Source organism: bacterium, from assembly GCA_021371935.1.
GTDB lineage: Bacteria > Armatimonadota > UBA5829 > UBA5829 > UBA5829 > UBA5829.
On record JAJFVF010000012.1, the window covers coordinates 160,399 to 176,617 of the forward strand.

Sequence of the window (16,219 nt, forward strand, 5' to 3'; positions counted from 1 at the left end):
TAGTTGTGAAAACACTTAAAGTAGGACTCATAGGCTGCGGGAATTTCGCCAAAGTAATGCACATTCCCAATATCAAAAAGAACCCCAAGTATGAGCTATACGCAGCCATGGACATAGATGAATCGGCTGCCAGAGAAGTTGCACAGGATACTGGCGCCAAATACTGGACCTGCGACTTCGACAGGGTCCTGGCGGATAAAGAGATCGACGTGGTGTTTATAACGACACGCCATAATCTGCACGCTCAGCAGACTATCAAAGCAGCCAATGCAGGAAAGCACATATTGTGCGAAAAACCGATGGGCATGAATGCTGAAGAGTGCAAAGCCATTACCGAGGCAGTGAGGAAAAACAACGTCAAATACACCGTGGGTTATAATCGCGGTATGGCTCCACTCATTACACAGGCTCGTGATCTGCTCAAAGACCTGCCCGCAAAGAAGATGATCTACCACCGCATCCAGTGTGCTATCCCCCTGGATCATTGGATGAACGATCCGAACGTTGGCGGTGGGCGGTTTGTCGGTGAGGGGTGCCATATATTCGATCTGCTCTGCGAGCTTGTCCAGTCGCCGCCTGTCAGCATATATGCATCCGGCAGCACTTTTCTCGATCCTAACATAGTCAAGATTCCAGACAGTGCCATAGTCACGATCACATTTGCGGATGGATCGGTGGGCACCACCCTCATCGCCAGTGCAGGATGTGATCAGTTCCCAAAAGAGTCCACCGAGATTTACTGTGAGCATCGGGCTATTCAGATCAGCGATTTCACCCGGATGGACTATTATGGATGGGGCGACAAACCTGCCAGCATAAAACTTGACGCTGTAGACAAGGGGCAGGCAATCGAAATCGACCAACTCGCAGACGCAATCCTCAATGACACCCCCAGCCCTAACAGCCTTGTCAAGGCTGCGCGCGCGGCGGTTATCAGCTATAAGGTAGACGAGTCCATATCAAAAGGCTCTCCTATGGCCATATCTGAGACGGATTACAATTTCTGAACATACAAGGAGAAGCAAATGCTCAAAATAGGTGCGGTCAATATAGACACCTCCCATCCAGTTGGGTTCGCCGATTATATGCTCAAAGGCAGCCGAGGCCGATATGCGGCAGTATATAATGACAGCTTTCGAGATGACGAACAGGTGGATGCGTTCATCGAAAAGTTCGGGCTGGATAAGCGCTGCAGCAGCCTGGAAGAACTGGCGGACTGCGTGGATATCGGCTTTATCCACAGTTGCAACTGGGACAACCATCTCAAGCAGGCAATGCCGTTTGTTGAAAGAGGCAAACCTGTCTTTATCGATAAGCCAATTGTCGGCTCTATGGCTGACTGCAAACGTCTTGAAGAACTGGCCGCAAGTGGCGCTGTCATACTAGGCAGTTCGTCAGTGCGTTATTGCGAGGAAGTCATGCAGTTTCTTGCAGTCCCAGAGCAGGAATGCGGCAAAATAGTCAGTGTCTTCGGCACCGCGGGTGTAGACGAGTTCAACTATGGCGTCCACATAGTGGAAGCCATTGGAGGGCTTGTCGGCGCCGGAGCAGAATCTTGCAAGTTTACCGGACGAGCAGTTATAGACGATGAGACATGCGAGACATACTTTGTGCAGTTTGCAAGTGGAGTGACTGCCGTATACAATACATCCTGGGCCACATATCAGCCATTCGAGCTGGTCATAATGACCACCAAGACCACTTATCAGTTTCGCGTCGACACAGGCAAGCTGTATGGCAGCCTGTTGGACAGGATATTCGACTATATGGAAACCGGGTGCAAAATGGCAAGCATGCAGGATTTGACCGAGTCGGTCAAGATAATGCTTGCAGGGCGCGTATCTCGCGAAAATGACGGCAAGGAGACTGCTCTTACTGATATTCCGAATGATTACGCCGGCTATGACGGTGCGCTGTTTGCGAAGAGCTACGCAGCCGCCGCACGAGACATACGCCGTATGTGGGGAGCGTAATAACATACATATGATTGAGATCAAGAAGATAAACAGCAACTTTGAGAGAGAGCCGCTCATATCCGCATTCGGATTTAAGGGCGGTTACTTGAGTGAGCTTTGGCAGAGCGCGGTTATGATGGAGAGCGCAAGCGGCTGCCGCGGGACCGGCCTCGGCACGCAGAGCACCCTTTGGTCTGACGCCGGTATCTTTGCGAACAACTCCGAGTCTGCAGGCAACAGCCTTATGTATCTGATAACTGCGCACGCACTCAAGCTGGCCGAGGGAATGAGCTTCGATACACCTCTCGATCTTCTCGATAAGCTGCTGCCGGCCACCTACGATTACGGCAAGAAAATAACGTGCAGTGATTCGCTGCGACTGACATTTGCATTGAACGCTCTGGTCGCTGTGGACAATGCTGCATGGCAGCTCTACTGCATCGAAAACAAGATCGCCGAGTTCGACGAGATGACCCCTCTGGATATCAAACCAGCGATGTCATACCGGCATCAAAGGCTTGCCAATATCCCGCTTATGACCTATGGTGTCCCGCTTGATAAAATTGTCGAGGCAGTCGATGACGGCTGCTGTCTGCTCAAGATAAAGATAGGCTCGGACCCTGCGGGTGACGGCGACCTCGACAAAATGCTTCAATGGGATAAAGACAGGCTTTCGGCAATACACGATGCCCTTAAAGATCGTCACACTCCATATACAGAGAGCGGCAGTGTGCAGTATTATCTCGATGCCAATGGCCGCTATGACACGAAAGACCGACTGATGCGTCTTATTGACCATGCACAAAAGATAGGCGCTCTTGAGAGAATTGCCCTCCTGGAAGAGCCTTTTGCTGAAGAGAAAGAGATCAATGTCACCGACATTCCCGTCCGGCTGGCGGCTGATGAAAGCGCACACTCGGACACTGATGCCACAGAGCGTATAGAGATGGGCTACAAAGCAATCGCTCTTAAACCTATAGCCAAAACAATGAGCATGAGCCTCAAGATTGCAAAAGTCACATATGAACGCAACATACCATGTTTTTGCGCGGACCTGACAGTCAACCCCATCCTGGTCGAGTGGAATAAGAACGTCGCTGCAAGGCTCGCTCCGCTGCCGGGGATGAAGATCGGTGTGCTGGAGTCGAACGGCAAGCAGAACTACCTGAACTGGGACCAGATGAGACAATACCACCCATGCTTTGGAGCATCGTGGACGGATCCGGTAAGCAGTATCTTTAACCTTGATGAAGACTTCTATGCAAAGAGCGGCGGCATACTGCTCCCCAGCAGCCATTACGCCGGGATGGTGAATTGAGGATTACATGAGCGCTATCGACAAGACCCTGGTATCAAACCCGACATTTACCCGAAATGCAGACGGATGGAGATTTGTGACACCAAGACCTGAGCTTGCTCCCGGTCACAGCATAAAATCGGGCAGGCTCATACTTTCAGCGGCGGGTGACAAGCACTCATTCGGCTGCTGGCAGGGTGAGGCTGCATTGGAGGTCGGCAAGTGGTACAAGGCAAGTGTTCGCGTGCGAATGAGAGATATTGTTAACCCAGAACTATCAATTTTTGCCCAGGCAGCGCAGCATTTTTTGCTCCCATCCGAACCGTGGGCGGATGAAACGCTGCTCGAACAGACATTTCAACACTCAAACGAGTCGGACGGCAATAAGTTCGAGCTGTATCTGCAGGCTGCAGACAAAGGTGAGGTCGAGTGGTTTGACCCGCGTATCGAAGAGATAGAAAGACCTCAGCAAAGAATTGCCCGCGTAGCGACTGTGCGCTTCGGCGATAGCGCATTGCCTCTCACTCTCGCTGACCAGCGCGAAAGAATGTCTGAAAAGCTCGATATGGCCGGAGCAATAAAGGCTGATATTGTTTGTCTGCCGGAGTTTTGCTTAAAAGTCGGTGTTCCAAAGAGCACTTACGGAAGCTATATGGATATCGCGGAAGAACCGCCATCGGGCAACTGCTGCAAGCTGTTTGCAGCCAAAGCCGGGCAATATGGAATGTATGTGATTGCAGGTATAGTCGAACGGCAGGGCGATTATTTGTTCAACACAGCCGTGATATTCGGCAGGCACGGCGAACTGGTCGGCAAATATGCAAAGACCCACCTTACATTCGGCGAGCTTCGAGACGGTATATCATGCGGCTGCGATTACCCAGTCTTTGACCTGGACTTCGGGCGCATTGCGATCCATATATGCTACGACCAGTGGTTCCCGGAGGTCGCCCGCTATTATGCCCATGCAGGCGCGGAAATATTGTTTCTGCCTGTGGCCGGGGGTAAACCGATCACATGGCGCACGCGGGCCTTGGATAATGGTATCTATTTCGTCTCCTCATCGATCACACCGCCGAGTATGATAATAGATTCTTCCGGTTCGATCACGGCTCAAACGCATGATGACGGCATTGTCTGGGCCGACCTTGACCTCGGATATCGCAAAGTGAACTGGTATATCGACCCTACTCTCACATACGGCATGCCGTGCGCGATCAGGCAGATGCGTAATGTGACGGACAACGGCCTCCTCGATTTTACTTATCAGAGTATGCGCTCGCAATATAATGCCTGATCTCCTTCGTGCAGGTGTTTTGTCGGCAAGTGCGCCGGGTACATAGAAAATAACCGTTTTGCTGTTTACCATGGATGTGCCGGTGTTTGACGAGAGGTAATACGAAATGATCTCGGCAAATGGGCATGGCAATGACGAAATAGAGATAAAGGTTCCGTGCAAGCCTGAATATGTTCGGACAATACGCAGGATGATCGCGGATTTTGCCGCCTCATATGAGATACCCAAGATGGCGATTGAGGAGATTGAAGTTGCGGCATCGGAGGCAGTGACCAATATAGTGCGTCACGCTTACACAAACTCAAAACGTATTCCACGTGTCAAGGTAAAGTGCGCACATCGCAGATATGGTTTGCTCGTTGAAGTGATGGATAGGGGACGCGGTTTCCACGCTCCTGCCGACGGTGTCATACCCGAGGTCGATATTGATTTCGACCGCGAAGGCGGCTACGGCATTCTCCTCATTAAGTGTCTTATGGACACAGTAAACTATATCTCCAAGCCCGATGAGGGAACAAAGATCAAGATGACCAAAGCCGTGCACGGTATTCCGGCCGTCAATACGCCAAGATAAGACTGCTTGCTGCGTTTTGTGATATGGCATCTATAGGGTATTCAGTGTTCGTTGGTGCAATAATGCCTTCCAGGCAGCAAAAGGACGACTTGCATGAAGCGACGTTGGATACTCTGGCTGTTGGTCTTCATCTTTGTGGGTGTTGTAATAGCCCGTTTTGATGAAGTCCGCCACCTGGCAATCACTCTTTCCCATGGACACTGGGGCTGGGTAGTTGCCGCTGCGTTCGGGCAACTGCTCTTCTACGTACTTTATGCTGCCATATACAAAGTCTCATTTTCCGCCGTCGGCGTTCACTCACGTATATTCGATCTGCTGCCGGTGGTGTTTGTCTCAATATTCATCAACGTCGCAATCCCTACTGGAGGCACAAGTGGATTGGCACTCTTTATCGATGATGCTGCCCGCCGAGGGCAATCCTCGGCCCGCACTGCAGCAGGGCTTATTCTCATGCTTGCAGCGGACTTTTCGGCATTTGCAGTTTTGCTCGGCTTGGGACTTGCAAATCTCGCCACACTGCGCGACCTGAAAGACTACGAGCTTGCCGCATCCAGCATACTTTTGGGAATTATTGCTGCTTTGTCATTTGCTCTCTTTCTCGGCCTTTGGCGGCCATGGCTGCTCCTGCACATGCTGAAAATGGTTCAAAAGGCTGTTAATGCAATAGGCCACCAGTTCAGGAAAACGAATTTGCTGCGGGAGCATTGGGCTGCGGATAACGCAATGGATTTTGCTGCAGCGTCGGCCGCAATCGCTGCACATCCTATAAAGTTGACTAAGGCTTTTGGAGTTTCCCTAGTGGCTCACCTGGTTAATTTTGGCAGTCTGTATGCTTTGTTCCTGGCTTTTTACCATCCAATACATCCGGGTTCACTGCTCTCGGGTTATGCTATCGGCAACCTCTTCTGGATAGTCTCGATAACTCCGCAGGGTGTCGGAATTGTGGAGGGCGTTATGACCTTGGTATTCGTGACGTTGGGAGTGCCTGTCGGACTTGCTGCGATAATTGTGATTGCATATCGAGGACTGGGTTTCTGGCTGCCCATGCTCACTGGATTTTGCTTGCTGCATCGTGTAAGGTCATTCAAAGATTTTGAACATATCCAGATAGATAAACATGCATAATACACGATTCATTCTTGTTTTGTGCAGGAATAATAATAGTGAGTTGGCATTCGTGCTTTCGAGGAGGCATGAAATGAAATACGCAAAGTTAACGCTTATAAGCGTGATGCTTATTTTTGCTGCATCAGTCGTATGGGCACAATGCCCCACATGTGTGCAGCCCCAGGCGGTGCAGTGCCCTACGTGCGTGCAGCCGCAAGTAAAATGTATTCAGTGCTGCCCAAGCCCACAGCCTTGTCCTAAGGTATGCGGGTGTCCTTGCCCAAGCGCGGTTCCAGCCGCAATGGGGGCGGGACCGGCAGCTGATCTGCAATGTCTTGAATGCCCAAACTTTGACCCTGCTTATGCACAGAAAATGTTTGGACAATATACTACCATAGCTGCAGTCACCGCATACGGTGCGCAGCATGCGAACAACAGTAACTTGCGGGCCATCTCCCGTGAGATCAATGGCTATATGAACAGTGCGGCCTCAAAGCTGCAGGGCTATTACTACGGACTGACGTGCTCCCGGCTCTCGGTTGACTGCGGAGCCGGACAAGACATAATAGCGCAATTTCCGTGCGAATGCTTCGATGGAGTATACGCAACCACACTATCGCAGTTGCTCAGTCAGGCCAGAGCGGCTGACACACTGGGTTCAACCAGAGCCGTTACGCCCGGCATGAGACAACAAGCCCAGTTCCTGACTTCAAAGGAAGGAAACTGGATATTCCGCTTGAACAGATGGGTCGGCGATAACCAATAGCCCATTTGTTTTATACATCAGGGTCAGGATTCTTGCAGTCCTGACCCTGAGACTATCTTGCCAGAAGCAATAGTCAGTTTGACTTCGAGGTCTTTATCAAGCATCACCAGATCGGCGTCACGACCGACTGCTATCTCACCCTTATTATAATTCAGCAGACGGGCGGGAGACGTCGAACAAAGCCTGGATGCCGTGGCCATATCTTTTGAGAATATCCGTATTGCATTCCTGAACGAATCAATAGGCGTCAAGGCACTGCCGGAGAGAGTCATGTTCTTGTCTATCAGGCGGACCCCGTTATTCGGACCGTCGACACGCGCACGACCCCAGCCTCCCGGCAATTCATAATCGCCCGGCTCCAGACCGGCTCCGTAGTTGCTGTCGGTCACAAACACAATGCTCTCTATCGACTTGCACCGAATGGCTTTTTCAACCAGCAGCGGATGGACGTGAGTGCCGTCACCAATGATTTCGCAGGCAACCCTGTCTTCCACAAGCAGATAGTCCGCAAGGCCGGCCGGATATACGCCCGGATCAGTCATTTCGGGCACATTGAACGTATCGAAAAGATGTGTGACAAGTCTGGCACCGGCATCAATAGCGGTTCGCGCCTGGTCAATTGATGCACTTGTATGAGCCAGGCTGCAAATGACGCCTCTGCTCGACAGATACTCTATCTCTTTGGCAGCTCCAGGCAGTTCGGGTGAAATATCCCATATCTTGATGTGGCCGCCGCCCGCTTCCAGGAGCATATCGGTTATCTGCCTGCTGATTGGCGCAAGGTCACCGGTGCCGCCGCCGCCGCACTGCGCCAGATACGGTGACTCCAGACGAAACCCGCCCACATTAGGGACAGCCATAAGTTCATCCGTTTCTGCACGTATGCTGAGCATTCGCCGGCATGTCTCATCGGGTGAGCCAAAGAATGTAGGCAAAAAGGTTGTGGCTCCATGCTGAGCCTCCAGCTTGGCATATTCAAAAATGGACCCCGCCTTTGCAGACTGCCATCCCATACCATGGGTATGAATATCAATTATCCCGGGGAGGACATATGCTCCTTTTGCATCAATACTGGTGCCGGAAGCGTCACATTGACCTATGCCGGTGATTTTGCCGTCTTCTATCAGTAGATTGGTTGTCTCCAGCCTGTCGTCTGCAAGCAGAGCGTTTGCATTTTTGATAATCATTCTTTTCCCTTTGATCTGAATTCGAGATAGCACCGTGCTTCATCACAATGAGATGTATCATAGAACTGCTCATATCCTAGCGGCTCAAGAACGCGCTTATAGAGCACCTGACAATGACCGCAGTAGTTTTCGTAAGGTTTTATATGCTTGAACTTGAGGAGCCTGCCTTTGGATGGGCAGTAGCGCATATCTATCGAGAAAACGCCTTTCTCTTCGTCAAGTGTCATGGTGAAATCAGCAGCCTCTTCATTCAGAGTGTGCGACCAATACAGCCAGCACCCCTTGATCCCATACTCGGTGACCAAATCTTTCAGGTTGCCGAGGAAGTTATCCGACAGATAGTTCCAAAAATCGTTGACCGCCTGCTCGCCGCCTTTTTCGTGCAGGAACTTGAACAGTTCGCTGTATGCAGGGATAAATTCGGTGCAAGATATCACAGCAGCCTCCTTGTAAACTTCTGCACACTTGCCCCAGTCTGTTCGTCATATTCAAGCAGTTCTGCGGCAAAAGGTGTATCTTCACAGATGGCTTCATTTACAGTCCTGATGGTTTCCACAAACAGCCGCGCCACATGATAGCCGTGTGAGCGCATATGAGTAATTGCCGGGCATGCTTTGACCCTCACAGTCATCTCATCTTCGGAGAATTTGATATCGACCTCGCCGCCCTCGATTTTGTATGTCCGCTCTATATGTTCCTTGAGAGCCGCAAGCCCGCGCCTGCAAATCTCTGTTTTGAGAGGCGCATAAAATGAGTCGGCAAACTGACGAAGATATTCTTTGACGGCTGCTTCGCCGTATTGCCGGTCAAGGTATTCTATGCCGTTGCTGAGCGCGCCGTGGAAGTCCTTGTGCAGATACTCATTGTCGGCGGCCTTGCGCGTCATAGTTTCTTTTGACATGACAGCCTCCAACTACATCAGCCGGTCGCGATATGAGTCGATGCAAGCCCTGATGACGGCCTTTTGCTCCTCAGGCAGGTCCTGCTGGCTCTCGATCCTGGACTTTATGGACGATATGATCCCCATATATTGAAGCGCATATTTCTGGCCTATATTCCACCAGGCCACATCCTCGCCGTACACCTTGTGGAAAATATCGACCAGTGTGAACTGCGCCTTTATCGCCCCATCAAAATCTTTGGCATCGACCAGGCGAGCGATCTCTTTCATGAGCTTAGTAGCAGTGGATGCAAAACCCGCCACTGCGCCGTCGCAGCCCGCAATCAGAGCTTCGTCAATCCCCCACTCCTCGCCTTCAAACAGGTCAAAGTCCATGCTCTGCTTGAGGAACAGCAGCTCTTTGCGGGTTCGGATCGAGCCGGACGAGTTCTTCAGGCCGACGACATTGGGATGCGCAAGGATATCTTTGAACTGTGCAGTGGTGATCGTGACACCGTTGAAACCCGGGATATAGTAGAGGTACATAGGGCGGTCTGCTTTATCGGCTATCTTGTGGACATAGCTTACAGGCTCGGATGGTCCAGCCCAGTTCCCGGGAGGCACCAGCACCCAGTGAGAATGAGAGAGACTGCTCAGATCTTCCATATTTCTGAATATATTTGCGAGCCCGGTATCAGCTATGCCCAGGAGCACTTTTGCCTTGCTGCCTATGGTATCACATGCGCATTTGGCCAGAGCATTCTTCTCTTCGGGCGTCAACAGTGCCCATTCACCCATGCTTCCAAGAATGAAGAAACCGTCACAGCCGTTGGCCAGGTTAAATTCATACAACCTGCTAGCGGAATCCAGGTCTATGCGGCCATCATCATAGAATGGAGTAATTGCTGCGGAGATAATCTGTTTCATTGATAATCCTTAATAATCTTGCTTTGAGCGAGCTTTGTATTTGGAACAACTATAATAATAGCATATACTATAGCATATTAGCCAAGCAGACTGGTCTGAAATTATTAGCCATATTCGCTATAATAGTGCTATGAAAACTGCACAGATGCTGGCTCTTGCCATCTTGTTGGGATCGATCCCATTCAATCGAATCGTGCCCGCAAAAGCTATGCGGGGTATGCTCGTTCCTACTTTGAATGTAATAAAGGGATTTATCCCGGTATACTTAGCTGTGAGAAGTCCGGATTCCTATGTCTTGATCGCACTGGTGGGAGCACTGGCAATGCTCAGTCATTCATTTCCATACTGGCTGATGTTCAAGTATAATGGCAACGCGGTGGGGGTATCCCTGGGTGTGCTCATCGGCTTGAACATACCGGCAGGGGTTTTTGTTCTGGCTATATACGGAGTATCACTTTTAGCCTTCAACAGGCTCTCGCTTGCCGCAATTATCTCGGGAATCAGTGCCCCTGTCATGCTTAAAGTTTTGGGAGCGCCGACTGCTTACATCTGGTTCGGCATTGCGGGATGCGCCTATATGATAACCTCTCATGCCAACAGCATTACACACCTGATGGACGGCACAGAGCCATGGTTTAGAACACGCGGCTAATTACTCTACTTTGACTGCTTCGCCGTTTGCTCTTGCCTCGTTTGCCCATTGCTTATGCCCAAGCGCATCACAAGCTTCAGCAAGATCAAAATAACTCCCGCGTAGTTGTTCCAGAAGATCGAGTTCATCCTGCTTGCTCATCAGCCCTGCATAAATAGCGACATCGATCATTTGCTTGTGTGATCTCCAGCGCTCCAGCCTGTCTATTGCCTGAGTATACTCATTTGAAGCAAGAGAATACTTCTTTTCGGCCTGATATTTCCGCCCGAAATATATATGGGCGCGGGCGAATGTAGTATCGACAAACTCGGGAGTGCCTTTGAGTATCTCATACTCGCTGTCTTCCATCTTCAGCAGTTGCAGAAGAGTCTTTTCACGCATCTTGACATCGCCGAGCATGCGGTATGCCTCGGAGAGTTGATAGAGCGTGTTCGTGGACTTGGGACTGCATCTAAGCGATTTCTTGAAATATTCGACTGCGGCTTTGGGGTTGTCATCGGCAGCCATTATCATTCCGCCGATGTAGTAAGTGGTGCTATCGGTGGGGGCAAGCAATGCGGCTCTATCAATCTGCCTTTTTGCAGCAGCCGGATCACCCTCCATTGCCAGGAACTTAGCCATTTCACGGTGATAAACAGGGTTCAGCGGCGATATGAGGCTGGCTGTTTTGTAATTGCTGAAAACTGTATGAAACGACTGAGACTCATCAAATTGGTCCGGCGCAAAATAACCCGCAAGACCGAACGAACCACTCAGCAAGGCCATAACTACGCATACAGCACATATCACGCCTTTTGCCCATCGTTTGGGAGAATCAATTGTCCGAACAGCTCCCGACTGCGCTGCCAACACACCCATCAGAGCCCAGAACGGCAGAGCAATACCAATTATATACCAGTCGGAATCAGCCAGGTTTCTCACAACAGAACCGGCCAGTGCGCCGTAAATCGCACAATTCATCATCCTCCACCCACTGAACGGCACAAAATCGGACCAAGAAGTTTTTTGGGCATGCGCAGAATCTTTTAGTGCGGAATCCACATGCTCGGTCTGATGAATTATAATCCCCCTGATCGATTGATGGGCGGCGGCAAGAATTACCAGCACAAAAGCGATCATCGCAATTACACCGCTTTCGGATGCAAGCTGCAAGTAGGACTGGTGCGCGGCTTTTGTCGTCCCGGCGATTGTGTAGCGTGGATATGCGGTCGCATAGACTCCGGGACCGACCCCAAGCAGAGGGTGGTCCTTGATCATTTTGATGGTTGCTTGCCATGTGCTGACGCGGAATGTGGTCGAGTGCACCTGTGATCCACCCGTCTCAGCCGCAGTAATACGCGATTTTACCGGAGAGGAAAACACAATCAAAAGTGGTACCAAGAATACGGCTAACACGAATAGTCTGGTAAACTTGGAGCGCCTGAGAGACCTGGTGCCGATTGCAAGCAGAAAGAATATAAGCAAGCCACCTACCGCTGAGACTATTCCGAACTTGGTTCCAGTGAGCATAAGCGCTATCGTTTCGATAATAAACGCCAAGCCTATGAAAACCGCCAATATGGGGCGTTTTATGACCAGATATACACCAAGAGTAAGGGGAAGCACAATGACTATAAACCCAGCGAAATACCCGGGATTTATAAATGAGCCGAACAGCCGCATGTGCTCTCCCTGGCTCATTAAGGCAGACCAGAAATGCGCTCCTCCGCCCGTTGATATCGCATAATGTCTGATACCAACGGCACATATGCCGAGAGCCGTAACAACCACACTGACAACCAGAGCCGCAGCTTTCTTGCTGTCAACGGCAAGTGAAGATGCGAGCATATAGGCACCTAAACAAGTCAGTATCAGCAAGATCTGTCGCAGACTGGGGTATATTGCTTCAGTGAAAAAAGTGGAAATAAGGACAAGCGCAATGAAGACGATCATCGGAATCAAGCCGGGAACACGCACCCAACTTGTTCGATTGCGCATGGATGTCAGGATATATGCGATAATCGCACTAAAGACCAAAATCTCGACAATCGCATAATCGAATTCACCAAATCCGCCGCCGATGACAGGAGCAAGAATCAGTGCGGCCAATAGCAATGCAGCGCTTAACATATGTGCCGTCCTTTGCATATTGTAGCTACTTTACTAGAATAAGGCTCAATACATTTTATGTCAAGAATACGTATAAGGCAATCGTGATGAATGGCTGAACTCAGCGAATTTTCCTATGTTGCAGCAACTTCAACAGAAAACCTATTGACAAGCGCATGCTATGGCTATAATATACATGTGTGATTTGTATGATTCTACACACATTACATAAAGGAGTGATTTTGTGTTAAAAGAAGTCCATTCAGTTGAAGATATCTTTTATGGCACCGCAACTGTCGGAGATCGCGGCCAGATTGTAATTCCATCAGAAGCACGAAAGGAACTTGATATCAACCCCGGCGACAAATTGTTGGTTGTAAGACATCTGGCGGCCTATGCACTAGGCATATGCAAGATTGGCGCGATGAGCAAGGTAATCGAGTCGATGCTGGAGGATGTAAAGCAGCTTGAGTCAAAAGCAGCCTCTGAACATGAAACACTTTGAATGACTCGAACGTCTGTGATGTGATATATAACATCAGGAGGAAAGGGATTTGAAGAAAATCATTGCGGCAATAGCCGTTCTGGCACTCTGTGCATCGGGTGTATTTGCCCAGGGGCAGGCCAAAACACAGGCTCCCTCTCAAAAACCCGGTGGAATACTGGAAGCGCCCAGCCCATCAGAGCTGTCTTGCCCGATAACGATGAACAAGGCGCTGGAACTGGCTTTTCGATATAACCCGAGCATTAAAATTGCCGTGGACCAGATGCAAAAATCCCAGGGCACAGTGGACGAGGCGAGAGCTTCGTTTAATCCACAGTTCAGCGCCCAGGGTGTGTATGCGAGGCAAAATGAGATAGAATCGAATTTTGGCGGCCAGTCATTCCTGCTGCAGAGGGCGGATACTCTGGACGGAACTCTTAACGCAGTTCTTCCGCTTGATATCAATAAGAAGCTGGGCTACACCAGAGACATCGCAAAATATCAGTTCGATATCCAGTATCTGAGCTTACTTACGACATCCGAAGACCTTATTCTAAGCGTCAAAACGGCATATTATGACCTACTGCGCGCATGTGGTCAGCAAGATGTAGCACAGGCTGCAGTGGATGTGGCTCAGACACGATTGAACAATACCCAGGCGATGTTTGAAGCAGGCACTGTGGCCAAGTTTGATGTCACAACAGCCCAAACCGATCTCGCAAACCTCAACCAGCAGCTCATACAGGCAAAAAACAGGGTGCTGGTTGCGCAGGCAGCATTGAACCGTGTTATGGGTGTGGATGTGAATATTCCAACGCAAATTGTCAAGCAAACTCCGACAATTCAAGGAGTGCCGGTCGATGTGCCGGCAGCCATCCAAACAGCTTATCAAAAACGACCTGAAGTGCAAGCACAGGAGAAAGTGGTTAAGCTCAACGAAAAAGGCGTCAAGTTGCAGCGCTCATCCTATTATCCAACGCTCACTCTTGCAGCACTATATGGATACACATTTGCCACCACCGGCCTGAATACAGCCAATTCCAATTATCAGGGAACACTTACATTGAATATCCCTATTTGGAACGGAGGTATAACCAGGGCGCGGGTTGAGCAGGCTCAGGCTGATGTCGAAAATTCAAAAGATACTCTGAATCAGATTCAACTCGGCGTATCGCTCGATGTGCGCACTGCTGCTCTCAGCTTGGAAGAGGCCGCAAAGCGGGTTGCAACCACTCAACAAAATGTCGATCTCGCCGATGAGGCTTTGAGGTTGGCCAATGTGCGTTATAACGCAGGTATTGCGCTTCTGGTCGAAGTAACCAATGCAGAAAGTCAGCTTACTCAGGCAAACTTTAATAATGTCAATGCTATGTATGATTATGCCACTGCGCAAGCGCAGCTGCAAAGAGCCACTTCTTGCATACCTGAACTGGCTAATCTTGCTCTGCTTAATCCTGTTAAAACCAAACCATAAGTCTCTTATCTTGAAACTCTAATATCTAGTCCAGGGGGTCTGGTAGTGAAAAAGATAGTAATCGTAATAATAGTTGTTTTGTTGATATTTGGAGGATTGGGTCTGGCAATGAAGATGCGCGCGCCTAAGACTCCACCACCCACAACTCAGGAGATATGGAACAAAGAAGGCGTTCCGGTAAGTACCGACCAAACTCGCATAGGCAATATGCAGCAGAGCGTGGAGGTCACCGGAGATATAAACGCTCTTAATCAGGTTGTGCTCTCTGCAAAGATTTCGGGCAGAGTGGCATCCGTATATGCCAGAGAGGGCGACCCTGTGACTCCAGGCATGATAATTGCTAAACTGGACCAGGATGACGCGATAAGCAATTTGCAGGCTGCTCAGGCTTCACTGGAATCGGCTATCTCACGTCTATCTCAGGCAAAAACCAATGCGCGGGTGACAAAAATTCAGACCGACGCAGCTATTGAGCAGGCGCAGGCTTCACTCGACGCGGCAAAAGCCAGATTGGCAGTCGCCAAGACCCCGCAGCGCTCTCAGGAGAGGATGGTCGCGGAAAACCAGGTGGCCTCCGCTAAGGCAAACCTTGACAACAAAAAAGCCGACTTTGGCCGCTACAAGCAGCTTCTCGATAAAGGCGCAATATCTCAGGCAGAGTATGATGTGGCTGAGACATCCTATAAAGTCGCTCAGGCAAACTATAAATCTGCTGTCGAGCAACTCTCTCTGATCAAGGAGGGAGGCCGCACAGAGGATGTTCAGGCGGCTCAGTCCAATGTAAACGTCGCTCGAGAACAGCTTCGCTCGGCAAAGGCAAATGCCTCTCAAAACCTTCTGAGACAGGAGGATATTAAATCCGCTCAGGCAGCAGTGCAACAGGCTAAGGCATCTGTGGCTCTGGCAAAGCAGCAGTTGTCATATACGTATGTCAAGTCACCCATTGCAGGTCAGCTTGCCTCCCGAACCACTGAGCCGGGTCAGGTAGTAAGCGCCGGACAAGCTTTGGCAAGCGTAGTCGACCTTTCGTCCCTCTACTTTAAGGGAGATATCTCTGAGAAACAATTCGACAGTGTGCGTAAGGGTCAGAAGGTTGATGTGTCGATTGACGCACTTGCCGGGAAAGTCATTGCAGGAACATTAATCGATGTCTATCCGTCGGGTTCTACGCTCAGCAGGAACTTCCCTGTGCGCATTCGTATAGACGAGGGGAAAAATGCGCGCCCGGGAATGTTTGCGCGCGGCCAGATCATAACTGGAATGTCGCGGAATGTGCTCCTGATCCCAAAGGATGCAGTCGATGAAAGAAAAGGCACACGGTCGGTATTTACTGTTGAGTCGGACAGAAAGGTTAAGCGGCATATTGTCAATGTCATTCACGAGGACTCGACCATGGCGCAAATTCAGACGCCGACCGATATTAAGGCCGGAGATATAGTGGTTACTTCAGGTCGCCAAAACCTGCAGGATGGCTCAAAGGTCAGGATCGAAGATCGTGACTAAGTAAATTACGGCCTTGAACTTGTATTAG

Annotated in this window: 16 protein-coding genes; 11 read left to right on the forward strand and 5 right to left on the reverse strand. The window is 50.1% G+C overall.

All coding sequences use genetic code 11. The features are described from left to right. Positions 1-5 precede the first annotated feature (5 nt). From LLG46_09410 to LLG46_09440, 7 genes are all read left to right on the forward strand, one after another. Complete coding sequence (locus tag LLG46_09410; protein ID MCE5323514.1) at positions 6-1,007, forward strand: Gfo/Idh/MocA family oxidoreductase; 1,002 nt, start codon at positions 6-8, stop codon at positions 1,005-1,007. Positions 1,008-1,025: 18 nt separating this feature from the next. Then, positions 1,026-1,973: a Gfo/Idh/MocA family oxidoreductase gene (locus LLG46_09415; GenBank protein MCE5323515.1), complete on the forward strand. Its 948-nt coding sequence runs from the start codon at positions 1,026-1,028 to the stop codon at positions 1,971-1,973. A gap of 10 nt (positions 1,974-1,983) precedes the next feature. Next, positions 1,984-3,273, forward strand: coding sequence for an L-alanine-DL-glutamate epimerase (locus LLG46_09420; protein MCE5323516.1), 1,290 nt, complete (start codon positions 1,984-1,986; stop codon positions 3,271-3,273). Between the two features lie 7 nt (positions 3,274-3,280). Beyond that, on the forward strand, positions 3,281-4,549 hold the full coding sequence (locus tag LLG46_09425) for a carbon-nitrogen hydrolase family protein (GenBank protein ID MCE5323517.1): 1,269 nt from the start codon (positions 3,281-3,283) through the stop codon (positions 4,547-4,549). A gap of 106 nt (positions 4,550-4,655) precedes the next feature. Then, complete coding sequence (locus tag LLG46_09430; GenBank protein MCE5323518.1) at positions 4,656-5,123, forward strand: ATP-binding protein; 468 nt, start codon at positions 4,656-4,658, stop codon at positions 5,121-5,123. A 93-nt stretch (positions 5,124-5,216) separates the two neighbouring features. Then, positions 5,217-6,248, forward strand: coding sequence for a flippase-like domain-containing protein (locus LLG46_09435; protein MCE5323519.1), 1,032 nt, complete (start codon positions 5,217-5,219; stop codon positions 6,246-6,248). A gap of 73 nt (positions 6,249-6,321) precedes the next feature. Beyond that, positions 6,322-6,996, forward strand: a complete 675-nt coding sequence (locus LLG46_09440) for a hypothetical protein (GenBank protein ID MCE5323520.1) — start codon at positions 6,322-6,324, stop codon at positions 6,994-6,996. Between the two features lie 23 nt (positions 6,997-7,019). Here the strand turns inward: LLG46_09440 and LLG46_09445 are convergent, their stop codons facing one another. The 4 genes from LLG46_09445 to LLG46_09460 are packed head-to-tail and all read right to left on the reverse strand — an operon-like array spanning position 7,020 to position 9,990. Further along, the gene (locus LLG46_09445) at positions 7,020-8,183 is read right to left on the reverse strand and encodes an amidohydrolase family protein (protein MCE5323521.1); all 1,164 of its coding nucleotides are present in this window, start codon (positions 8,181-8,183) and stop codon (positions 7,020-7,022) included. Then, a complete protein-coding gene (locus tag LLG46_09450; protein ID MCE5323522.1) occupies positions 8,180-8,620 on the reverse strand; it encodes a hypothetical protein in 441 nt (146 codons plus the stop codon). The genes LLG46_09445 and LLG46_09450 overlap by 4 nt, the downstream gene beginning before the upstream one ends. Continuing rightward, on the reverse strand, positions 8,617-9,084 hold the full coding sequence (locus LLG46_09455) for a hypothetical protein (protein MCE5323523.1): 468 nt from the start codon (positions 9,082-9,084) through the stop codon (positions 8,617-8,619). The genes LLG46_09450 and LLG46_09455 overlap by 4 nt, the downstream gene beginning before the upstream one ends. Positions 9,085-9,096: 12 nt before the next feature. Continuing rightward, complete coding sequence (locus LLG46_09460) at positions 9,097-9,990, reverse strand: dihydrodipicolinate synthase family protein (protein MCE5323524.1); 894 nt, start codon at positions 9,988-9,990, stop codon at positions 9,097-9,099. A gap of 130 nt (positions 9,991-10,120) precedes the next feature. Here LLG46_09460 and LLG46_09465 point away from each other — a divergent pair, with 130 nt between their 5' ends. After that, on the forward strand, positions 10,121-10,642 hold the full coding sequence (locus LLG46_09465; GenBank protein ID MCE5323525.1) for a glycerol-3-phosphate acyltransferase: 522 nt from the start codon (positions 10,121-10,123) through the stop codon (positions 10,640-10,642). On the opposite strand, the gene LLG46_09470 is transcribed toward LLG46_09465, so the two are convergent. Then, positions 10,643-12,751 (reverse strand): O-antigen ligase family protein, encoded by a 2,109-nt coding sequence (locus LLG46_09470; protein ID MCE5323526.1) that lies wholly within the window; start codon positions 12,749-12,751, stop codon positions 10,643-10,645. A 223-nt stretch (positions 12,752-12,974) separates the two neighbouring features. Here LLG46_09470 and LLG46_09475 point away from each other — a divergent pair, with 223 nt between their 5' ends. From LLG46_09475 to LLG46_09485, 3 genes are read left to right on the forward strand one after another with little or no spacing between them, the layout of a single operon-like run. After that, positions 12,975-13,235 (forward strand): AbrB/MazE/SpoVT family DNA-binding domain-containing protein, encoded by a 261-nt coding sequence (locus LLG46_09475; GenBank protein MCE5323527.1) that lies wholly within the window; start codon positions 12,975-12,977, stop codon positions 13,233-13,235. Between the two features lie 49 nt (positions 13,236-13,284). Then, positions 13,285-14,688, forward strand: coding sequence for a TolC family protein (locus LLG46_09480; protein MCE5323528.1), 1,404 nt, complete (start codon positions 13,285-13,287; stop codon positions 14,686-14,688). 45 nt (positions 14,689-14,733) lie between these two features. Next, on the forward strand, positions 14,734-16,191 hold the full coding sequence (locus LLG46_09485; GenBank protein ID MCE5323529.1) for an efflux RND transporter periplasmic adaptor subunit: 1,458 nt from the start codon (positions 14,734-14,736) through the stop codon (positions 16,189-16,191). Positions 16,192-16,219: the final 28 nt, after the last annotated feature.